The following is a 20477-nucleotide window of genomic DNA, read 5'->3' on the forward strand; positions in this document are numbered from 1 at the left end:
GTGACCCAGGTCATGGTGCGTACGGGGAACCACGACGCACCGGCGAACGTTGTTCACCGCTTGTGAGCTGGCCCTTGAGGCTTCGGACGGGATGAACCGCCCGCCCGGGACACACCTTCGCCACACCCTCGAAACGCCCCCGCATCACCACCGCGAGGGGTCGCCGGGTGCCCGCGCGGCGCCTCGGAGGCAGAACTTCGCCCACCGGGGCCGAATTCCTTGTGAAGAAGTTCACGAAGTTTCCCGCGGCGCCTCGCGAAAGGCCTCCCCGGACCGTTCCGGGGAGGCCTCGCCCAGCTCAAAGGTGCAGGCTGGAATGCGTTTGAGCGGGATCTCACCGCGCCCTCGCCCGCACGGTGATCAGGCGGCGGACCAGGCGATCCCGTCGAGGATGTCGTGTTCGCTGACCACGACCTCACGCGCCCCGCTCCGCTCCATCACGGCGAGCAGCACGAGCGCTCCCGCGGCGATGACATCGACCCTGCCGGGGTGCATCGCCGGGATCGCGGCACGCTCCTCGTGCGTCGAGGCCAGCAGACGCGCCGCGATCTCCCTGACCTGCTCCAGGGGGACCCGGGAGTGGTGGATGGCCGCGGAGTCGTACGCGTCGAGCCCGAGCGCGATCGCGGCGACGGTGGTGACCGTCCCGGCCAGTCCCACGAGCGTCGCCGCCGAGGAGAGCGGCACCGTCCGCTCGGCGAGGTCCAGGGCGGCCCCGATGTCCTCGCGGATCGCGGCGACCCGGTCGGGCGTGGGCGGATCCACGACGGTGCCGTCCAGGACGAGATGACGCTCCGTCATGCGTACGCAGCCGATGTCCACGGACCGGGCGGCGCGGACACGGTCGTCACCGACGACGAACTCCGTGGAGCCGCCGCCGATGTCCACCACCAGATACGGCTTCTCCAGGTGGTCGCTGCCCGCCAGTTCCCTGGTGGCGCCGTCGAAGGAGAGCTGGGCCTCCTGGTCGCCCGTGACGACCTCGGGCTCGACGTCCAGGATGTCCAGGACCCCGCGGACGAACGTGTCGCTGTTCTCCGCGTCACGGGAGGCGGACGTGGCGACGAACCGGATCCGCTCGGCACCGAGCTCCTTGATCACCGCCGCGTACTCACGGCAGGCGTCGAAGGTGCGCTCGAGCGCCTCGGGGGCCAGCCGGCCGGTCCGGTCGACGCCCTGGCCGAGCCGGACGATCCTCATCCGGCGGTCGAGCTCGGTGAAGTCCCCGGTGGCGGGGTCCACATCCGCGACGAGCAGGCGGATGGAGTTGGTACCGCAGTCGATGGCGGCAACGCGGGTCATGGGGCTCCTGTGGTCGTACGGGTACCGCGCCGCGGGGTCAGGACGCGTCGGGGCCGGCGTCGGGACCGCACGGCGTGACGCACGGGCCCTTCGCCCACCACTGCGGCAGCATCGCGATGGCCTCGTCGCCCAGCGGGTTCACCCCGGGGCCGGCGGCCAGCGAGTGGCCGACCAGGACGTGCAGGCACTTCACCCGGTCCGGCATGCCGCCGGCGCTCGGGAAGCCCTCCAGGACCTCGATGGCGTCGCGCCGGGCGAGGTAGTCCTCGTGGGCGGCGCGGTAGGCGGCGGCCAGCTCCGGGTCGGTGGTGAGACGCTCGGTCATCTCCTTCATGACCCCGTTGGCCTCCAGCGTGCCGATCGCGGACGCGGCTCGCGGGCAGGTCAGGTAGTACGTCGTCGGGAACGGCGTGCCGTCCTCCAGACGGGGCTGCGTCTCGACCACGTCCGGGTTGCCGCACGGGCAGCGGTGCGCGATGGCACGCAGCCCGCGCGGAGGCCGCCCGAGCTGGAGCCCGAACGCGGCGATGTCCGCGTCGGTGGGCGTGGTGGATTCGGTCTGCGGAGGGGGGGTGTCCATGCCTGCCTTGAATGTCATCGGTCGGACTGTATGAATCGGTGCGGGGCCGGGGCTCCGCGCGTGCGCGAGGTCATTCGCGGTCCGCGCTGTCGACGCCGTCCCAGAGGTTCGAGTGCCAGGGCCGCCCCGTCGCCCCCGGATCGCCGCGGCGCACCTCGGCCGCGTCCGGGTCGACCACCGTGTAACCGGTCTCGCCGGGCAGCACGTAGTGGAGGTGCTGGCGCGCGAGACGGCGGATGTAGGCGTCGTCCTTGAGCCGCGCCTTCTCGTCCCGCAGCTCCTCGGTCCGCTGGTGCGCCTCCCGCGAGAGCCTCTCCTGATCGGCGATCTGGTCGCGCTGGGAGATGTACTGCCGCATGGGATAGGCGAGGGCGACCACCAGGGAGCAGACGATCAGCGCGAGGAACGCCGCACGGCCCGTGAGCCGTGACCGGCGGGCCTGGCGGCGGTTCTGGGACCGGTAGACGCGGGCCGCCGTCTGCTCACCGAGCAGTCGCAGCCTGGTCGCGGTGGAGAACCGGTCGCGGTCCTTCCCGGCCATGTCTCACGCCTCCCCGTTACGCACGTCCGTCCCCGCACACGGTACGGGACCGGATGCGGGGACGGACGGAGGCTGGTGCCCCGGACTCGGGTTGTCAGCCCTCGAAGCGGAACCGCGGGAACGCCGAGCGGCCGGCGTAGACCGCGGCGTCGTCGAGGATCTCCTCGATGCGCAGCAGCTGGTTGTACTTGGCGACACGGTCCGAGCGGGCCGGGGCGCCGGTCTTGATCTGACCGCAGTTCACGGCGACGGCGAGGTCGGCGATGGTGACGTCCTCGGTCTCGCCGGAACGGTGCGACATCATGCACTTGAAGCCGTTGCGCTGGGCCAGCTCGACGGCGTCCAGGGTCTCGGTCAGCGAACCGATCTGGTTGACCTTGACGAGCAGGGCGTTGGCCGAGCCCTCCTCGATGCCGCGGGCGAGGCGCTCGGGGTTGGTGACGAAGAGGTCGTCGCCGACGATCTGGACCTTGGAGCCGATCTTGTCGGTGATGACCTTCCAGCCCGCCCAGTCGTCCTCGTACAGCGGGTCCTCGATGGAGACCAGCGGGTACGCGGAGACGAGCTCCTCGTAGTACTCGGTCATCTCGGCGGCCGAGCGGGACTTGCCCTCGAACTCGTAGACGCCGTCCTTGTAGAACTCGGACGCGGCGACGTCGAGCGCGAGCGCGATGTCGCGGCCCGGGACGTAGCCGGCCTCCTTGACGGCCTCGAGGATGAGGTCGAGGGCGGCGCGGTTGGACTCGAGGTTGGGGGCGAAGCCGCCCTCGTCACCGAGACCGGTCGACAGGCCCTTGGTCTTCAGGACCTTCTTCAGGGTGTGGTAGATCTCCGCGCCCCAGCGAAGGGCCTCGGAGAACGACTCGGCGCCGATCGGCGCGATCATGAACTCCTGGATGTCCACGTTGGAGTCGGCGTGCGAGCCGCCGTTCAGGATGTTCATCATCGGAACGGGCAGCAGGTGCGCGTTCGGGCCGCCGAGGTAGCGGAACAGCGGGAGGTCGGAGGCCTCGGACGCGGCGTGCGCCACGGCCAGCGAGACACCGAGGATGGCGTTGGCGCCGAGGGAGCCCTTGTTCTCGGTCGCGTCCAGGTCGAACATCGCCTGGTCGATGAGGCGCTGCTCGGTGGCGTCGTAACCGACGAGCTCCGGGCCGATCTGCTCGATCACGGCGAGGACGGCCTTCTCGACGCCCTTGCCCTGGTAGCGGTTGGGGTCACCGTCGCGAAGCTCAATGGCCTCGAACGCACCGGTGGAGGCGCCGGACGGAACAGCAGCACGTCCCGTGCTGCCGTCGTCGAGGCCAACCTCGACCTCGACCGTGGGGTTGCCCCGGGAGTCGAGGATTTCCCTGGCTACGACGACGTCGATGGACGGCACGAGGCATCTCCTTCTGGGATCTGACACTGGTTCTGCAGGGTCGGTGTGGCCTTGCGCCACGAGCCTAACCGGCTCGGCCCGCTCCGTCGGCCGTCCGCCCGTCCCCTGGGACGAAAAAGGACCCAAGGGCCCGCATTCCGGGCAAAGGTCCAGAATTCTACTGACGAGTAACCACAACTGTTGAACGCTCGCGTGGACACTCGCACCGAAGGCGAGCCCGCACCGGCGCCCTTCCGGCGGGTGCCGCCCCATCCTTCCGGGGCGGGTTCCGGACGCGGTCCGGCCCGGCGCGCGGGGGGTGTGCACGCCGGGCCGGACCCCCGGGGCAGGAGGAGGACCCCGGACCGTTTCCGGTTACTTCAGGTGGAGCTGCTGACCCGGGAAGATCAGGTCGGCCTCGTCGACGATGTCGTCGTTCAGCTTGAACAGCTTCTGCCAGCCGCCCTTGACCTTCTTCGCGTCGGCGATCTTGCTGAGGGTGTCGCCGGCCTTCACCTTGTACTCGCCGTCACCCTTCTCGACCTTCCCGCCGGTGGGGGTGGTGACGGTCTTCTCGGGAGCCGTGCGCTTCTCGCTGCGCGTCGTGGGCTGCTCGGCCTTGCGCTCCGGCGCGGCCTTCGGGGCCGTGTCGCCGTTCTTGGCGGAGCCGGTGTCGACACCCGGGTCCACACCGTCGTTCGTCAGGCCGCCGGCACCGGCGCAGGCCCAGGCGCCCGGGCCCTGGAGGTCGAGGAGCTTCTCGGCGGCGGCTATCTGCTGGTCCTTGGTGGCCAGGTCGGCGCGCGAGGCGTACTGCGTGCCGCCGGCGGCCGCCCAGCTGGACTGCGAGAACTGCAGGCCGCCGTAGTAGCCGTTGCCGGTGTTGATGGACCAGTTGCCACCGGACTCGCACTGGGCGACGGCGTCCCAGGTGTCGACGGAGGCGGCGGACGCGTTGGTCGCACCCATGAGCGGTACGGCGACAGCGGCGCCCGCGACCCCGGCAAGGGTGGCGATACGGACGGCCTTGGACGGGCGACGGTGCTTGCCCGTGCTGGAAAGCAGCATGGTTCTCCTCACCGACGCCTACGAGGTGAGCTGTCGGGTTCGGGCCTGTGAGTTGCCCGGCCGCCCGCTTCCGCGGACGGCTCCACCCCTAGCCGTCCCCTCGGCCGTCTTCCGACGGCCGGGTCCGGCGCTTACCTGGTTCCCCCGCTCCTGCCTACGGCGCTTTACGCGTCGGTACCCCTCGACCGACGGCAGGATTCGGCGTGACGGTCGAAGGTGCCCGCGGTGCGAGCGGCTCCGACCGTAATCACACGCAACCCCCACATTCAAAGATGGGCATAACGACCAATCAGCGCGTAACGGTGCACCGAGCCGGATCGTTTTCGCAGGTCGGAGCCAATATGGACGGACCGGACGGACGGAGCGCACCAGTTGAAGCAAAGAGACCCATGTCTCACTTACGCATAAGTGGACATAGGTCTCTTAACTGCCCCCGATTTCAGGGTGTTTTCCCGCTTTTGATCAGTTGGCCGCGGCAGTCTCCGCCTGGGTGCCCGACGCGTCCGCCCCGAGGCCGAGATCCAGGTTCTGGCCCGGGAGGATCAGGTCCGGGTCGGAGCCCAGTTCGTCCTTGTTGGTCTCGTAGAGCGCGGTCCAGCCGCCGGTGAGCCCCTGCGTGTCGGCGATCGCCCAGAGGTTGTCGCCCTCGCGCACGGTGTACGTCCCCTCGGCACCCCTGCGCGCGTCGGCGTCGCCGCGCGAGGCGTGGCGTCCGGACTCACGCGCGTCCTGGCCCGACCCGGTACCGGCCTCGGGAGCCGGCGCGCCGCGGTGCTTCCCGCCCTTGGCCCCGTCCTCCTCAGAGGCGTCGGACGGCTCGGAGGCCTCGGGCGACGGGGTGGCGGACGGCGATGCCTCGTCACCCTTGTCCGACGCGCCGGAGGACGCGCCCCCGCCGGAGTCACCCTCGCCCTTGGCGTCCGAGTCGTCCGACGCGTCGGACCCGTCGGTGTTGCCTGCGTCGTCCGCCTTGTCCGACGCGTCGGACGAGGGGGTCTCCGACGGGGTAGCCGTGTCCGAGGGGTCGGCCGGCGGCTCGCCGCCCGGGTCCACTCCGGGCAGCGTCCCGTCCAGGGCGAGACCGGAGATCACCGCACAGCTGGGCCACGCCTGCGGTCCCTTGTCGTCCAGCATCTTCTCCGCGACCGCGATCTGCTGGGAGCGGCTCGCGAGGTCGGCGCGCGCGGCGTACGCCGTGCCGCCGTAGGCCGACCACGTGTCCTGCGAGAACTGCAGGCCGCCGTAGTAGCCGTTGCCGAGGTCCGCACTCCACATGCCGCCGCTCTCGCATTCGGCGACCCTGTCCCAGGTCGTCGCGTCGGCTGCCTGCGCCCCGCCCGCACCGAGCAGCGGGATGGCGATGGCCGATCCCGTGACGCCCGCGGCGACGACGATGGCGGGTGCCTGGCGAGGGCGGCGGTGTCTGCCGTTCGCGGAGCCCATGGGATTGCCTTCCGTGTGACTGACATGTGACGGGTGAGTCGAGGGGTGAACCTAGCCCTACTCGAACGTGTGTCACAAGTCGATGCAGCGGAGATCACGTGAAAGTCACAGAGTTGACAGGCTGTCACTTTTTTCGCCGGGGCGCCCGGGTCCGAACTCCACAGGAAGCGTGCGCAGTCCACGCATGATGAGCCCGCCCCTCCAGCGCAAATCGGCAGGATCCACGGCAAGCCGCAGGTCGGGCAGGCGTCGCAGCAGCGTTGCCAGTGCCACCTGCCCCTCCAGACGGGCCAGTGGCGCCCCCAGGCAGTAGTGGATGCCGTGCCCGTATCCGAGGTGCTGATTGTCACTGCGCGCGAGATCCAGGGTGTCCGCATGCTGGAACCGCTCCGGATCGCGGTCGGCCGCGGCCAGCACCACGAGAACAGGGTCCCCCACCGCGATGTCCTGCCCTCCCAGCGTCACGGGCTCGGTGGCGTAGCGCCACGTCGCGAGCTCCACCGGCCCGTCGTAGCGCAGCAGCTCCTCGAGGCCCGTGGCGAGCAGTTCCGTCTCCCCGGCGTCCAGCGAGCGCTCCAGGCGTGCGCGCTGGGCCGGATCGCGCAGCAGGGCGTAGGTGCCGTTGCCGATGAGGTTCACGGTCGTCTCGAAACCGGCGAAAAGCAGGATGAACGCCATGGCGGCGGCCTCGTTCTCGCTGAGGTGCTCGCCGTGGTCGCTGGCCCGGATCAGCCCGGAGATCAGGTCGTCGCCGGGGTTCTCCCTCTTGCGGTGGATGAGTTCGGCGAGATAGCCGCGCATCTTCTTGACCGACCTGGCCACCCCGCCGCGGGGCCCCCCGCCGTGCCGGATCATCATGCCCGCCCAGTCGCGGAAGTCGTCCTGGTCCTCGCGCGGCACACCCAGCAGGTCGCAGATCGCGTAGATGGGAAGGGGAAAGGCGAAGTCGTGGATGAGGTCCGCCTTCCCCTCCTCCACGAAGGAGTCGATGAGGCGGTCCGTCAGCTCCTGCACGCGCGGGGCGAACTCGGCGACCCGGCGCGGGGTGAACGCCTTGGATACGAGCCGTCGCAGCCGAGTGTGGTCCGGCGGGTCGATGTTCAGCAGGTGCGTCATCAGCTCCGCCTTGCGCTCCCCCGGGATGCCCGTACGGCCCTTGGCGGCCGCCGGCCCGGCATGGTGCGCCGGGTTCTTGGAGAGCCGGGGGTCGGCGAGGGCCTGCCTGGCGTCCGCGTACCGGGTCACCAGCCATGCCTCGACGCCGCTGGGCAGCGCCGTGCGGTGTACGGGACTGTTCTCCCGGAGCCAGGCGTAGGCGGGGTAGGGGTCGGTGGCGAACTCCCAGGTGAAGAGTTCGGGCGCCGGACCGGGCGCGGAGGCGGTGTCGGGGCTGTCGTTCACTCCTCGACGCTATCCGGCGTGCCGCCGAGCCCCTCGGCCGCCCGGACGGCGTCCCGGTAGGCGCGGGCGGCGGCCCGCAGGGCGGCCTCCGGGTCGACGCCGTCCTGTTCGGCCCGCACGGCGAGGGCGAGCAGCCGGTGGCCGATCCCGTCACCCCCGGGGGGTTCCACGTCGAGACCGGCCGTGCGGACCCTGCTTCCGAGCTTGGCCGCGAGCGCCAGACCGGGCTGCCCGAGCGGGACCCCGTCGGTGACCGACTCCCGCTGCTTCTCGATCGCCTTCGTGCGCAGCCAGTGCGCGTGGACGTCCTCGGGGGTCTCGGCGGTCTCGTCACCGAAGACATGCGGATGGCGGTGGATCAGTTTCTCGACGATCGTGCCCGCGACGTCGTCGATGCCGAACGGCTCCTCCTGGTCCTCCTGCGCGATGCGCGCGTGGAAGACGACCTGGAGCAGTACGTCGCCGAGCTCCTCGCGCAGTTCCTCACGGTCGCCGTCCTCGATGGCCTCGACCAGTTCGTACGCCTCCTCGATGGCGTACTTCGCGAGGCCCTCGTGCGTCTTCTGCGACGTCCAGGGGCAGACGAGCCTGATCCGGTCCATGACCTGGACCAGATCCAGCAGGCGCGCTCCGGGCAGGTCGTAGGAGCCGGGCAGCAGTTCCAGGTCGGGCATCTGGACCCGGCCGGACCCGCCGAGCCGGGCGAGGCCGTCGGTGAGCCGCTGGTCGCCCTCGCCGCCGACGAGCACCACCACGGTCCGGCCGCCGGCGCAGTCGTCCACCAGCTCCTCGGCCGAGGGCGCGCTGTGCTCCACGGCGACCCCCGCCTCCCGGAGGTACGGCAGCTGCGGGTGGTCCCGTTCGGCGCACAGCACCCGGTCGGCGACGTGCAGCGTCTGCCAGGCGGGCCAGGACAGCAGACCGGGGGCGACCCGGTGGCTGGCGGTGAGCAGGACGATACGGCCGGGGGCTTCAGCGTTCACCCCCCGAACCTACCTCTGCGGCCGGACGGGGTCAGGCGCCCGCCTCGGGCTCCTGCCCCTGGAAGGTGGTGGCCTGGGTGATCCACGGGGCGTCGTACGTGCTGAGCTGGACCTTCTGGTCGTCCCAGCTGCCGTAGCGCGGGTTGACGTCGATGTGGAGCGCCTTCGACGCCTCGGTGAGCGCCTTCTCCACGGCCTGCCGGCCGGCCGGGGTCTGCAGGTCCGCGCCGAGCGCCTGCGCGAGCTTGGGGAGCTGGACCTCCTTGCGCAGGTCCTCCTCGATCTGGCCGGGGGCGACCCAGCGCTGCTCCAGCATGACCGTACGAAGGCCCTTGTCCCCACCGTACTGGGCGGCGGCCTCCGTCTGGATCTGCTGGATCTCCTTGCGGCTGACGCTCACCCCGGCGTCCTCCGACGCCCGGTCGAGGACCCGTCCGAAGATCAGGCTGTGCAGCTTGGCCCGGTTCAGCTGGCCGGACTTCTTCACCAGCTCCTCGGACTGCCCCGATGTCTGCTGGGCGCTGCGCACGTCCGATGCCTGCTGCTGGACCGTGGCCACGTCGATCCGGTCGCCGCCGACCACGGCCGCGGCGCCGGGATGGGCCTCGCTGCCACAGGCGGTCAGGAGCGGCGCCGCGAGAAGCGTTGCGGCGGAGAGGGCGAGCGCGGTGCGACGTCGGCGGTGCAAAGGAGCCTCCCGGGGAGAGTTTGTGCATCAGTGCACAAAGCCTTGCGGTGATCGATGTTAGGCAGTGGACGTGATTCGGGCCACTGCTTCGACCAACGATTTCCGGACCGGTCAGTGTGGGGTCGCGGACGAAATCCCGCCCGGCTCACCCTTTTCGGCCTCCCCGGCTCACACCGAGCCGCGTACGTCCTGGTGGTGGGTCAGCTGCCGGCGGAGCTCCGTGGGCAGCGGGTGGTGGGGGCCGTAGGTCCGCTCCGTGTCGTACAGAAGGGCCTGCAACTGGGCGCGGCCGGCCGCGTGGTCGCCCATCCCGAGCAGGAGGTGGCCGATCCGGTGCCGGATGTCGAAGGCCCGGCCGGGGCCGGTCGAGGTGGCGTAGCCGTTCTCGTAGGCGGGGAGGACGGCCCGGTACTCGGCGAGCGCGGCGGCCGCCTCGCCGAGCTGTTCCAGGCACTGGGCGGCGTCGTAACGGAACTGCAGGGACTGGGAGTCGGCCGGCCCCGCTTCCGCGGCGCGGTCGTCGGCGAGGCGGCGGAGTTCGGGCAGGGCGCGGCGGTACTGGCCGTCGTCCATCAGCGTGGCCGCGTACTGCTTGCGCAGGATCCGCACCACCGGCGAGTGCTCGCCATGCTCGGCGGCGGCGGCAGGCAGGATCCCTCCGAGGATGTCGACGGCCTGGGTGATGCGGCCCTCGCCGAGCAGCCTCTTCACGTCGTCCACGGCGCGCGCCACGTTCGGCCGGGAGGGCGGCTCCTGGGGTGCGGCGGGTGCCTGCTGGGCGGGGACGGGCGCGGACGCGGGGACGACCGCCCGGTCGGGCCAGGGCGCGTGCGGGCGGAGGAAGGGCCGGGTCGGGTCGAGCGGCCCGGAGGGTGCCCCGCCGGCGGGCAGCAGGGGCCGCAGGGACTCGTAGACCTCCTGCGCGGAGGCGGGGCGGTGCTGCGGGTCCTTGGAGAGCAGGCGCAGGACGAGCGCTTCGAGCGCCTCGGGGACCTCGGGCCGGAGGTGGCGGACCGGGAGGGGCGGCTCGTAGAGATGGCGGTGCAGGACGCCCAGGGCGGTGGACCCGGCGAACGGCACGTCGCCGCTCAGGAGTTCGTGGAGGAGGACGCCGAGTGCGTACAGGTCCGTGTAGGGGCCGACCGCTCCGCCCATGGCCTGTTCGGGCGCCATGTAGGCCGGGGACCCGATCGGGGAGCCCGTGTGGGTCAGACGGGTCGTGTCGGTGTCCATGACGGAGGCGATGCCCAGGTCGAGCACCGTGACGGTGCCGTCGGGCTTCACCATGGCGTTGCGGGGCTTGAGGTCGCGGTGGACGATCGGCACCGCGTGCACGGCGGAGAGCACCGCGCACAGCTGGGCGGCGACCGCCACGGCCCAGGGCCACGGGTAGGGGTCGTGCTCGGCGAGGTGGTCGGCGAGGTCGGCGCCCTCGACGTACTGCATGACGAGGTAGAGGTCCTCGCCGTCGCTGCCCGCGTCGTGGACGGTGACCAGGCCCGGGTGGTCGACCTGTGCGGTGACCCGGCACTCGCGGACGAAGCGGCGGCGCAGATCGTCGGCCGCCTCGCTGCCGGAGGGGCCCGCGACCCGGTCGGGGCGCAGGAGCTTCACCGCGACCCTGCGGTCGAGGCGCTGGTCGTACGCCGTCCAGACCTGGCCCATGCCGCCCTGGCCGAGAATGGTCGCCAGCTCGTACCGTCCGGCGATCACACGCCCGTTCACCGTCCGTCACCCTCCTTGCGGAGGTAGTCGCTCAGCTCGTCGAGCTCGGCGCGCACCTGGTCGACGCGCTGGGGCGGCCTCGCCCTCGGCGCGTCGGAGGGCGGCGCGGGGACGGGGCTCTGCCGGGGGTCGGGCGGGTAGCCGTAGGAGGGGGCCGGGGTCGTCGGAGGGGCGGGCACGGCCGGCTGCGACGCGTACCCGCCGGACGGGGACGTCCCGGGGTGCGGACCGCCGTACGGACCGGTGTGGGGCCCCGCCGGGTGGGAGCCCGCCTGCACGCCTGCCCGCGGCACCGCCCGGTAGCCGCCGTACGGGCTGAAGTGCCGTATCTCCGTGTACAGGTAGTAGGTGACCGTGCCGCCGAAGACGACCAGCATCCAGGACAGGGTGATGACCGCCTGACCGTCGGTCATCACCTCGTCCTCCACCGGCAGCGTCCCCAGGTACACGACGAGTCCGATGTTCAGGGCCAGGACGAGGCCGAACAGCCACCAGTCGCGCTGCTTACGGGTGACGATCGCCAGCCGCAGCATCGCCGCCCAGGCGAGGAGTCCGCAGCTCAGCAGGGCGAGTGCCACGAAGACCACGCGCAGGGTGACCAGCGTGGCCGAGGACGGACGACGCTTCGGCTGCTGCTCCGGCGGATAGCCGTAGCCGTGCATGTGCTGCTCCCGGAGGGCGTGGGTCGGACGTGTGCAGTGAGCGTATACACCGACACGGACAACCGGTCCCGGGTTGTGCACAACCGTTGTGCTTCACGTCACTTCGGGGCGACCGTGCCGTCGGTGAGGCCGTCGTACATCCCCTGCACCAGCTGTCCGCCGAGCCGCCCCGCCTCGCGCAGGGCGTCCTCGAACGCCGCGAGGGCGCTGAACCGCTCTCCGTACCTGCGCTGTTCGGCCAGGGGCAGGCGCGGCACCTGGAGGCGGCGGGCGTCGAGCCGTGTCGCGGTGGAGGCGTAGCTGCTGGCCTGCCGGCTGTTGGCGGTGCCGCGCAGGAACCCGGCGAGGAACCAGGGGTCCAGGGCGGCCGGATCGGGGCGCAGCAGCTGGAGGTTGCGGCCGAGTGCGGCGCCCGCGGTGGCGTCGTCGACGACCCGGGCGACCGAACCGCCGCCCAGGACGGGCACGATGACGTCGCCCGCCTCCAGGAGGAGCGGTTCGCCGTCCGTGGACGGGGCGGGAGTTCCGCTGGGCGCGGTGCCGGCGAGGACGTCGTGCTCGGTGAGCACAGGTCCGGTGCCGGCGCCGGTGCCCGTCCGCAGGTGCAGGGCGCCCGCGCGGGCGAGTTCGCCGACGGTGGTGAAGGGGCGCCTGGCGGGTTCACCGGGGACGGCGGGGGGCGGGGTGAGCCGGGCGGTCAGCTTCAGCGTGCTGTCCAGTCCTTCCCGCACACGGGCCAGCTCGGCCGCGCCTCCGCCCGCGGCGGGAGGCGGCAGGTGGCGCGCGGGTGCCAGGTCCACGTCGTCGTCGAGGAGTTCGATGACGGGGACGGCCCGGCTGGTCCCGGGGCGCTCCTCGACGGGGTCACGGCGCCCCGGCGCGTCGAAGAGGGTCCACGCGTCGAGCACCGCGCGACGGACCGCCGTCCAGTCGACCCGGTCACGGCCCGAAGGGGCTCCGGCGGACTCGGGTTCCGCCGTGGCCGTGTCGATGAGCAGCAGTTCGGGCGCCGGGGACTGCTCGGCGCCCGGTTTGCGCAGGACCCAGATGTGGAGCGGGACGCCGTACGGGGGCGCGGCGCCGGCCGGGAGCGCGACGACGGCGCGCAGGGCGCCGCGGCGGAGCAGATCGGCGCGGATCCGGCGGCCCGAGCGGCGGGAGGCGGCGGCCGGGGGCATGAGCACGACGGCGGTGCCGCCCTCACGGAGGTGGGCCAGGGCGTGCTGGACCCAGGCGAGTTCGGACTCGGTGCGGGCGGGGAAGCCGTACTCCCAGCGCGGGTCGTAGGCCAGTTCGTCGTGTCCCCAGTTGCGCTCGTTGAACGGGGGGTGACAGAGCACCGCGTCCGCGGTGAGCTGGGGGAAGGCGTCGGCCCGCAGGGTGTCGCCGGTCCGGACGGCGAGCGTGGGCCTGCCGGTTCCGCTCCCCGCCGAGTGGAGTGCGAGACGCAGGGCGGTCAGTGCTGCCAGGCCGGGGTCGGTCTCCTGCGCGTACAGCGCCGTGGGGCGGCCGACGGCGCACAGCAGTGCACCGGTTCCGGCGGCGGGGTCGAGGACCGTGCGGGGGCCCCGCCCGGTGCCCTTCCGGCCTGCGCCCCTCGGCGGTTCCGCGAGGTCGGCCATCAGTTCGGCGAGGCCGGGGGGCGTGAGCGTGTACTGACGCGGGTTGGCGTCCAGCTGACGTCCGAAGAGGAAGTCGAAGGCCTGGCGGGCGCCGGTCGCGGCCGCCAGATCCGCGGCGGCACGCAGCAGGGGGACGGACGGCAGGAGTGCGGACGCCGTGGGGGTGGGGACCGCACGCCCGGGGCCGAAGCGGTCGTCGAGCACATGGCCGAGGGCCGCAGGGAGGACACCGGCCATCCGGGCGTCCGAGACGGCGGTGATCTCCAGCCAGGCGGTGGGCCTGTCCCGGACGAGCAGGAGGGCGCACCCGGTGTGGACGAGCGCGGTGACGGCTCCGGCGGGGTGGCCTGCCAGCTGCTGCCAGACGCGTTCCCTGAGGGGTACCTCGGCGAGCTTGCCCTGGTCGCGCAGCCACCGTTCGACCTCGGGGAGCGAGAAGGAGGGGCTGGCTTCGGTGCCTCCGACGGGCTTCGGGAAGTCGGCGTGCCGGCGGCGCCAGTTGCTGACGGCCGCACGGCCCACCCCCGCGAGCCTGGCGATTCCGGCCGCGGTCACCTCTGTCGAGTCCTCCGGCACTGGCCTGTCTCCCGTTCCCCGCGCGTCGGTGTCGCCTGCTGTGTGTGGGTGAGCATACCGACAGCACCCCTGCACGCGTTCACACCGAATACGTTGTTGACTCGGTTCACAGGCAATGGTCTTATTGACCCGCCGCACCACGGTGTGGCGCAGGCTTCCGATCACAGTCCCCGTTCTTCGTCCCGGAAGGGCACAGCCATGTCCCAGTACACGCAGCCGCAGCAGCCGTACGCACCCGCTCAGACGCCGGGCACCCGCCCCGCTCGCAACGGCCTCGGCATCTCCGCCCTCGTCCTCGGCATCATCGGGACGGTCTCGGGGCTGGTCCCGCTGCTCTTCTGGCTCGCGGGAATCCTCGGCCTCATCGCCCTGATCCTCGGCCTGGCCGGGCGGGGACGGGTCAAGCGCGGGGAGGCCACGAACAAGGGGGTGACGACGTTCGGCGCGGTCCTCGGACTGGTCGCACTGATCCTGTCGGTGGTCGGAGCCGTCCTGACGTTCAAGGCCGTGGACGACGTGGTGTCCGAGATCGACAAGGCGGTCGCCGACAGCTCCGCCTCCGCGAAGCCGGCCGCCGGCGGCGGCGGGGCGACGGGCGGCACCGAGGGCAAGGGGGACGACGTCCTGGGAGCGGGTGACTCCGCCGCCTACGACGACGGGCTGGAGGTCACGGTCGGCGCCCCGGCCTCGTACACCGCGAGTGAGTTCGCGATCGGCCACACCAAGGGCAACAACGCATACACGGTGTCGGTCGTCATCGAGAACAAGGGCAAGGAGAAGTTCGACGCGACGCTCGTCACCGTCGACGCCCGCGCCGGTGAGGACGGCGTGAACGCCGAGCAGATCTTCGACGACAAGACCGGCGAGGGCTTCACCGGCACGGTCCTGCCCGGCAAGAAGATCACCGCGAAGTACGCCTTCGACACCCCGGCGGACGCGAAGAACCTGACCGTCGAGGTCGGCCCCGGCTTCGAGTGGGACGCGAGCCAGTGGGAGCTGAAGCTCTGACGGAGGGACCGCGTGCGACGAAGGACCGCCCGCCGCGGGACCGGCCACCCCTCGGGGCGGACCGGCCCCGCGGCCTCAGGCGGTGCGGTGCCGTACCACCTCAGGCCGTCCGGTGCCGCACCCAGACGTTCGGCTCGACGTAGACGGCGTATCCGTGCGCCGGTGAGCAGTGCACCGGTACGAGAGCGCCCGGCACCTCCACCGGCCCCTCCGCGTCGAACGGCAGCCCGGTCCACGACCGCCACTGCTCCAGGGACCCGCTCACCGTCATCGACGCCGGGGCCACCGCCTCGACGGTCCCGCCGGCCCGCACATGGACGCGCAGCCAGGGGTCGGACGGCAGGCCGTCCTCCTCCCTCACGCGTCGGGCGTACTCCTCCATGGACGCCGACGCGTCGGCGTGCTTCGCACTCGGCCGGACCGGGGCGACGAGTTCCTGGAATCCGAGCCGGCCCGCGTTCTCCCGCATCGCGGCCACCACCCGCCCGGAGATGCCCTGCCCGAGCCGCCCGGCGGCGACCGTGATCTCGATCGCGCTGACCGTGTCGGGGGTGCGACGGTGCCGCAGGTCGGAGAAGGCCCACAACAGCACCTGGTCCCAGCCGCCCGGAGGCAGTTCCCCGCGCCCCGGCGCCTCCAGGGCGAACGGCACGCTGTATCCCCGGGCCACCACGGAACCTCCGGGGTCGGTGGCGACGAGGACGAACTCGGGGAACTCCACCGCGATACGAGGGAAGTTCGCCCACCCGACCAGGTCCTCCAGCACGAAGGCGGGCCAGGTGTCGGGCATCTCCTGCAACGCGACGGCGAGTTCGGGCCGCTCGGCGAGCGTGGTGATCTTCACGTCCATGCGGCCACGTTAGAGACGCCGGACCCCGCCGCCAACTCCTTTACGGGCGGCCGCCGTGAGTCCGGCCGTCCCCGTCGCGCTCCGGCTTCCTCACGCGTAGGTGAGGGCGACGAGCACCCCCGTGGGCACCAGGGTCAGCAGCGCACCGGCCGGCCAGTACACGAGGGGATCGAGGGCCGACCTCCGCTCGACCCGGTCGTTGGCCAGCCACCAGACGATCCCGAACACCGCCCACACCGGCACGGCGATGACCAGCCACAGCATCATGCCGTCGTTCTCCGTCGGCTCCCGCCGGGTCCAGCCGGCGGTGGCGAGCGGGCCGTTCGCCAGGATGTACCAGACCAGCCACCACGGCACGATGCCCGGCACTCCGAGCAGAAGGTTCGCCCCCACGGCCGTCAGCCGCCATTTCCACATCCGCCCAGTATCCACGGCCGGCCCTCCGCGCCCCCTCCGGGAAGGACGAGGACACCGGCCCCGAGGCGATCGGCGATCCGTCCACGACACCACTCGTCCCGTGTCCCGGTGAGCGGGAGTTCAGGGATTGCGTGGGGCCCTCCGTCGAGGGCCACGAGCGGGACCTCCGGTGTGGCCGCACCCCACCGGAAGCGTCCTTGCGGCGTCCGTCCGCAGACCTTCCGCTCAGCCGCCGCACTGTTCCAGCATCGTGCTCCTGTCCGCCGCGGTGACCGCGAGCTCGTACTTCTGCGCCACCTGCGCGAAGCGAACCGCGTACGAGCAGCGGATCGCCTTGCTGGGCGGGAGCCAGGACGCCGGCCCCGAGTCGCTCTTGGACGAGTTGGCGGAGCCCGAGACCGGCAGGAGGTTCAGGACGTCGTTGGCCAACTGCCGCCGCTTCTCCTTGTCCCAGCGGGCTGCGCCCATCTGCCAGGCGTACGAGAGCGGCACGACGTGGTCTATCTGCACCTCGGTGGCTTCCGCCTTCTTCCAGGCGATGTCCTTGCCGGTGTACGGGTCGTACAGGTTCATCGAGACGACCACGCAGTCGGATCCCGCACGGAACCGCACATCGCTTCCGTGGAGCTTCAGCAGGTCGTTCCGCGTGTCACAGCCGTTGCGCGCCAGCGGTACGCCGTCCGCCGTGTCCATCCAGGCGTAACCGAACTCGTCCCGGTCGTAACCCGTCTTCGGCCCGCGCCCCTTGGTGTCCACCTTCGAGATCAGGTCACGCGCCTTCGCCTCGTCCTCCTCGGAGGAGATCGCCGCCAGCCCCGGCTTCGTGCCGTCGGGATCGGCGAGCGGGCTGGTGCCACGCGCGTCTGCGGCCGGCGGGCCGCCGCTCGCAGAGGCACCGGCCTCCGAGAGGTCTCCCACCTTGCAGCCCGACAGCGCCGCGCCCAGGAGCAGCGCCGCACCGCCCGCCGCTCCCACGCGTACCGACCAGTTCACGCGTTCCGTCATGTTCCCGCCCCTTCGCCGACCACCGAGTCCGGACCTGTCCCGTGCGGGACACGACTCCGCAGTACACATGCCCCGTCCCGGAACAGATGAGCACGCGACAGCCGAGCCGTCGGCACCGGGTCGTCCGTGACAGCCCTTCACCGCCGTCGCGGTCGTGGCGCGTTGACGGTCCGGGCACCGCCGGGAGGCGGACCGCTCCGGCGCGGCCGCTGTCGGGGGCCTCGCGCACACAGACGTGAGAGTTGACTCTCACATAACCTGAGAGGACACTCTCACGTCATGGACTCCACCAACCGTCTGGGCGATATCGACATCACCGACCCGCAGGCGATGCGGGCGCTGGCCCATCCCGTCCGACTCGCGATCCTCGACCGCCTCCACCGGCACGGACCGGCGACCGCGACGGACCTCGCGCCGGACGTGGGAGCCACGCCGTCGGTGACCAGCTGGCATCTGCGTCACCTGGCGGGCTTCGGGCTGGTGCGCGACAGCGAACCCGGCCCGGACCGACGCCGGCGACGGTGGGAGGCGGTGGCACGCGGCTTCCGGTTCGAAACGCCGCTGGACCCGGCCGACGAGGAAGGCCGGTCGGCCGCGCGCGTGCTCTCGCGGCAGATGTTCCAGCGCACCGCGGACCTCCCGGCCCGCTGGGCCGCCGAGGTCGAGCCCACCCTCGATCCGGCGTGGAGCAGGGCGGCCGGGCTCGCCGACACCCGTGTCGTCGTGTCCCCCGAGGAACTCGCCGCCATCGAGGACGGGATCGAGCGCGTCCTCGCGCCGTACGTGACGCGGGATCCCGCCGAGCGGCCGGCGGACGGCCGCGGCGTCCGTCTGCTGCGCTACGCCCTGCCGGAAGGCGCCGAGGAGCAGACAGGGCCGACGTCATGAGCGGACCGGTCGGGACGGCCGCGATATCGCTGTGGCGGGATCGCGGGTTCCGCCGCTTCTGGGCCGGTCAGTCGGTGTCGCAACTGGGCGACCGGGTCACCGAACTGGCCCTGCCCCTGATCGCCGTCAGCGCCCTGGACGCCACGGCCGGCCAGGTGGCGTGGCTGACCGCGCTGATCTGGACACCCAACCTGCTCGCGATCCTCCTGGGGGCATGGGTCGACCGACGGACCCGCAAACGCCGCCTGATGATCCTGGCCGACCTGATGCGCGCCGCAGTGCTGCTCAGTGTCCCGGCGGCCTTCCTGCTGGGAGCGGTGACGCTCGGGCAGCTGTACGCGGTGGCGTTACTGACGGGCGCGGCCGGGGTGCTGTTCAACACCGCCTACCCCCCCTTCTTCGTGAGCCTCGTGCCACGCGCGTCCTACGTCGACGCGAACAGCAAGCTCAGCGCCAGCCGGTCGATGTCGTACGTCGCCGGGCCGGCCGTCGGCGGCGTTCTGGTCCAGGCGCTGACCGCACCCCTCACCCTCGTCGTGGACGCCCTGACCTTCCTGGTGTCGGCGTTCCTGGTCGGCCGGGTCCAGGTCGACGAACCCACCACGCCCGACGACGCGGGGGCGCCCTCACTGGTGCGACGAGCGCGGGAGGGGCTGTCGTTCGTCGTCCGCCACCGGGTGCTGCGGGCGACTCTCGGGTGCGCGGCGACCGTCAACTTCTTCACCTTCGTCGCGGGCAGCGGTCTGATCGTGCTCTTCGCCAGCCGGAACCTCGGCCTGTCGGCGGTCGTGATCGGCCTCGCGTTCGGGGTCGGGGCGACCGGCTCCCTCCTCGGTGCGGTGTCGGCCCCGAGGATCTCGCGGCGGCTCGGCGTGGGGCGCTGCATCCTCGTGGGCGCCGTCCTGTTCCCGGCGCCGATCGCCCTGGCCGCCGCGGCTGACGGCCCGCTCTGGCTCCGCGCCGGAGTCCTGTCCGCGGCCGAGTTCCTCTCCGGCTTCGGCGTCATGCTGTTCGACGTCAACCTCAACTCCCTCCAGGCCGCCGTGATCCCCGACGGCATGCGCAGCCGCGTGGCGGGCGCGTACAGCACGATCAACTACGGCGTACGCCCCGTCGGCGCCGTGACCGGCGGGCTGCTCGCCACCCTCGTCGGTCTCAGGCCCACCCTCCTCGTCGCTGCCGCCGGCGGAGCGCTGTCGCTGCTCTGGCTGCTGCCCTCACCGATCCCCCGCATCCGCTCCCTCCCCGAGAGCGGCGGCGCGGACACGGCCGCCGGAAAGGAGGACGGCAACCGGCCGGTACCGCGCTGACCGCCCCCTGCGCACCCCGCCCGGGGGCGCCGCGCGCCCCGGGCCGGATCGACGGCCGGAGCAAGCGCCCAGGACAGAGGCGAAGTCGGCGCCGCACCCCCCGGGCGGCGGCGCGGTCGCACAGGCGCCTGTCTCACACCTTCCCGATGCCCAGCGTCGTCTCCGAGGGCAGCAGTCCCGAGCCGATCACCTCCACCCAGATCGGCCCCAGCAGCTCCACGAGCCGCTGCCGCTCCTCGGGGCCGAGCGCGGCCCAGGGCGCCGACGCCTCCTCGTCCGTGCGTCGCTCGATCTCCGCGCGCAGCGCCCGCCCGGCCACCGTTGCCGTCCCGTCCGCCTCCAGCAGCCCCCGCTCCGCCAGTCGGCCGCGGGCCGCCTCCCACTCGGCCCCGCTCCATCCCCGGCTCTCGAAGACCTCCGGACGGGCGGCACCGACGGCGGCGAAGGAGACCAGCGACTCCACCGGGTCCAGGCCCGCCGCCACGAGCGCCGCGACATGCCCGTCCCCCCGGTGCTCCCGCAGGACCGTCGCGGCCTGCCAGAGCACCAGATGCGGGGCGTCCGGCCAGGACAGGGCCGCGTTCGCCGCGGCCAGCGGGCGGCCGGACACGTCCGCCGCCGTCGCCACCCGTCGCGCCAGCGCCGCGGCCTCGGCGAGCTCCTGGCCCCCGGTCCGGCCGCCGAGCAGGGCCCGGTAGGCCCGGTCGACCGCCCTCGTCCTGGCCGCGAGCACCGCGTCCGGGGCAGCGACGGCCCAGGCGGCCGGAACGTACCGCCCGACCATGGCGGGGCTGAAGCTGTGGAAGGTGGCGGTCACCCGCTCCGCGCCCGCCTCCCCAAGCGGCGCCGCCCGCCAGGCGAAGTAGCCGGGCCAGCGCTCGTCCGTCGCGTATCCGAGCCCGGCGGCCTCCTCGTAGCCCTCCGGCGCGTAGTAGACGATGGCGTGCAACGGCTCCAGCAGATGCCACATCCTGCGTACGAACCCCAGCTCGTCGGACATACCGGCCTCCAGCGCCCCAGCTCATCTTGTCAGTGACTAGATTCTCAG

The 20477-nt window shown here is 72.3% G+C and carries 19 protein-coding genes and 1 riboswitch; of the genes, 3 read left to right on the forward strand and 16 right to left on the reverse strand.

What is annotated here, in order from left to right:
• Positions 1–360: 360 nt before the first annotated feature.
• From B9S57_RS32880 to B9S57_RS32935, 12 genes are all read right to left on the reverse strand, one after another.
• Positions 361–1302: a Ppx/GppA phosphatase family protein gene (locus B9S57_RS32880; RefSeq protein ID WP_103760813.1), complete on the reverse strand. Its 942-nt coding sequence runs from the start codon at positions 1300–1302 to the stop codon at positions 361–363.
• A 37-nt stretch (positions 1303–1339) separates the two neighbouring features.
• A complete protein-coding gene (locus B9S57_RS32885) occupies positions 1340–1882 on the reverse strand; it encodes a DUF501 domain-containing protein (protein WP_103760836.1) in 543 nt (180 codons plus the stop codon).
• A 70-nt stretch (positions 1883–1952) separates the two neighbouring features.
• Positions 1953–2423, reverse strand: coding sequence for a septum formation initiator family protein (locus B9S57_RS32890; protein ID WP_103760814.1), 471 nt, complete (start codon positions 2421–2423; stop codon positions 1953–1955).
• Between the two features lie 94 nt (positions 2424–2517).
• A complete protein-coding gene (gene eno, locus B9S57_RS32895) occupies positions 2518–3804 on the reverse strand; it encodes a phosphopyruvate hydratase (RefSeq protein WP_103760815.1) in 1287 nt (428 codons plus the stop codon).
• 354 nt (positions 3805–4158) lie between these two features.
• Positions 4159–4851: a transglycosylase family protein gene (locus B9S57_RS32900; RefSeq protein ID WP_103760816.1), complete on the reverse strand. Its 693-nt coding sequence runs from the start codon at positions 4849–4851 to the stop codon at positions 4159–4161.
• A riboswitch (cyclic di-AMP (ydaO/yuaA leader) is annotated at positions 4852–5023 on the reverse strand.
• Positions 5024–5313: 290 nt separating this feature from the next.
• Positions 5314–6294, reverse strand: a complete 981-nt coding sequence (locus tag B9S57_RS32905; RefSeq protein ID WP_103760817.1) for a transglycosylase family protein — start codon at positions 6292–6294, stop codon at positions 5314–5316.
• Between the two features lie 105 nt (positions 6295–6399).
• Complete coding sequence (locus B9S57_RS32910) at positions 6400–7695, reverse strand: cytochrome P450 (RefSeq protein ID WP_103760818.1); 1296 nt, start codon at positions 7693–7695, stop codon at positions 6400–6402.
• Positions 7692–8678 carry a nucleoside triphosphate pyrophosphohydrolase gene (locus B9S57_RS32915; protein ID WP_103760819.1) on the reverse strand — a complete coding sequence of 329 codons (987 nt, stop codon included), beginning with the start codon at positions 8676–8678 and terminating at the stop codon, positions 7692–7694. The genes B9S57_RS32910 and B9S57_RS32915 overlap by 4 nt, the downstream gene beginning before the upstream one ends.
• 31 nt (positions 8679–8709) lie before the next feature.
• Complete coding sequence (locus B9S57_RS32920; protein WP_103760820.1) at positions 8710–9366, reverse strand: SurA N-terminal domain-containing protein; 657 nt, start codon at positions 9364–9366, stop codon at positions 8710–8712.
• A 168-nt stretch (positions 9367–9534) separates the two neighbouring features.
• Positions 9535–11091, reverse strand: coding sequence for a serine/threonine-protein kinase (locus B9S57_RS32925; RefSeq protein WP_103760821.1), 1557 nt, complete (start codon positions 11089–11091; stop codon positions 9535–9537).
• Complete coding sequence (locus tag B9S57_RS32930; RefSeq protein ID WP_103760822.1) at positions 11088–11753, reverse strand: hypothetical protein; 666 nt, start codon at positions 11751–11753, stop codon at positions 11088–11090. Before B9S57_RS32930 ends, B9S57_RS32925 begins: the two co-directional genes overlap by 4 nt.
• A gap of 98 nt (positions 11754–11851) precedes the next feature.
• A complete protein-coding gene (locus tag B9S57_RS32935; protein ID WP_181011558.1) occupies positions 11852–13951 on the reverse strand; it encodes an N-6 DNA methylase in 2100 nt (699 codons plus the stop codon).
• A 198-nt stretch (positions 13952–14149) separates the two neighbouring features.
• On the opposite strand from B9S57_RS32935, the gene B9S57_RS32940 reads away from it, so the two are divergent.
• Complete coding sequence (locus tag B9S57_RS32940) at positions 14150–14959, forward strand: DUF4352 domain-containing protein (RefSeq protein ID WP_103760823.1); 810 nt, start codon at positions 14150–14152, stop codon at positions 14957–14959.
• Positions 14960–15059: 100 nt separating this feature from the next.
• Here B9S57_RS32940 and B9S57_RS32945 read toward each other — a convergent pair whose 3' ends face one another.
• The 3 genes from B9S57_RS32945 to B9S57_RS32955 form a co-directional block, all read right to left on the reverse strand.
• Positions 15060–15809, reverse strand: coding sequence for an N-acetyltransferase (locus B9S57_RS32945; RefSeq protein WP_103760824.1), 750 nt, complete (start codon positions 15807–15809; stop codon positions 15060–15062).
• 90 nt (positions 15810–15899) lie between these two features.
• Positions 15900–16226, reverse strand: a complete 327-nt coding sequence (locus B9S57_RS32950; protein ID WP_103760825.1) for a hypothetical protein — start codon at positions 16224–16226, stop codon at positions 15900–15902.
• Positions 16227–16451: 225 nt separating this feature from the next.
• Positions 16452–17231 carry an HNH endonuclease family protein gene (locus B9S57_RS32955; protein ID WP_103760826.1) on the reverse strand — a complete coding sequence of 260 codons (780 nt, stop codon included), beginning with the start codon at positions 17229–17231 and terminating at the stop codon, positions 16452–16454.
• A 279-nt stretch (positions 17232–17510) separates the two neighbouring features.
• Here B9S57_RS32955 and B9S57_RS32960 point away from each other — a divergent pair, with 279 nt between their 5' ends.
• A complete protein-coding gene (locus B9S57_RS32960) occupies positions 17511–18119 on the forward strand; it encodes a helix-turn-helix transcriptional regulator (protein ID WP_103760827.1) in 609 nt (202 codons plus the stop codon).
• A complete protein-coding gene (locus B9S57_RS32965) occupies positions 18116–19429 on the forward strand; it encodes an MFS transporter (RefSeq protein WP_103760828.1) in 1314 nt (437 codons plus the stop codon). The genes B9S57_RS32960 and B9S57_RS32965 overlap by 4 nt, the downstream gene beginning before the upstream one ends.
• Before the next feature lie 133 nt (positions 19430–19562).
• On the opposite strand, the gene B9S57_RS32970 is transcribed toward B9S57_RS32965, so the two are convergent.
• Entirely contained in the window at positions 19563–20429 is an 867-nt protein-coding gene (locus tag B9S57_RS32970; RefSeq protein ID WP_103760829.1) for a hypothetical protein, read from the reverse strand.
• Between the last annotated feature and the right edge of the window lie 48 nt (positions 20430–20477).

The organism is Streptomyces sp. SM10, from assembly GCF_002910915.1.
GTDB lineage: Bacteria > Actinomycetota > Actinomycetes > Streptomycetales > Streptomycetaceae > Streptomyces.

Coding starts and splice junctions, on each gene's coding strand:
- B9S57_RS32930 (WP_103760822.1), bottom strand. CDS start 11,753: ATGCACGGCTACGGCTATCCGCCGGAGCAGCAGCCGAAGCGTCGTCCG.
- B9S57_RS32890 (WP_103760814.1), bottom strand. CDS start 2,423: ATGGCCGGGAAGGACCGCGACCGGTTCTCCACCGCGACCAGGCTGCGA.
- B9S57_RS32960 (WP_103760827.1), top strand. CDS start 17,511: ATGGACTCCACCAACCGTCTGGGCGATATCGACATCACCGACCCGCAG.
- B9S57_RS32905 (WP_103760817.1), bottom strand. CDS start 6,294: ATGGGCTCCGCGAACGGCAGACACCGCCGCCCTCGCCAGGCACCCGCC.
- B9S57_RS32945 (WP_103760824.1), bottom strand. CDS start 15,809: ATGGACGTGAAGATCACCACGCTCGCCGAGCGGCCCGAACTCGCCGTC.
- B9S57_RS32950 (WP_103760825.1), bottom strand. CDS start 16,226: ATGTGGAAATGGCGGCTGACGGCCGTGGGGGCGAACCTTCTGCTCGGA.
- B9S57_RS32955 (WP_103760826.1), bottom strand. CDS start 17,231: ATGACGGAACGCGTGAACTGGTCGGTACGCGTGGGAGCGGCGGGCGGT.
- B9S57_RS32965 (WP_103760828.1), top strand. CDS start 18,116: ATGAGCGGACCGGTCGGGACGGCCGCGATATCGCTGTGGCGGGATCGC.
- B9S57_RS32970 (WP_103760829.1), bottom strand. CDS start 20,429: ATGTCCGACGAGCTGGGGTTCGTACGCAGGATGTGGCATCTGCTGGAG.
- B9S57_RS32880 (WP_103760813.1), bottom strand. CDS start 1,302: ATGACCCGCGTTGCCGCCATCGACTGCGGTACCAACTCCATCCGCCTG.
- B9S57_RS32900 (WP_103760816.1), bottom strand. CDS start 4,851: ATGCTGCTTTCCAGCACGGGCAAGCACCGTCGCCCGTCCAAGGCCGTC.
- B9S57_RS32940 (WP_103760823.1), top strand. CDS start 14,150: ATGTCCCAGTACACGCAGCCGCAGCAGCCGTACGCACCCGCTCAGACG.
- B9S57_RS32885 (WP_103760836.1), bottom strand. CDS start 1,882: ATGGACACCCCCCCTCCGCAGACCGAATCCACCACGCCCACCGACGCG.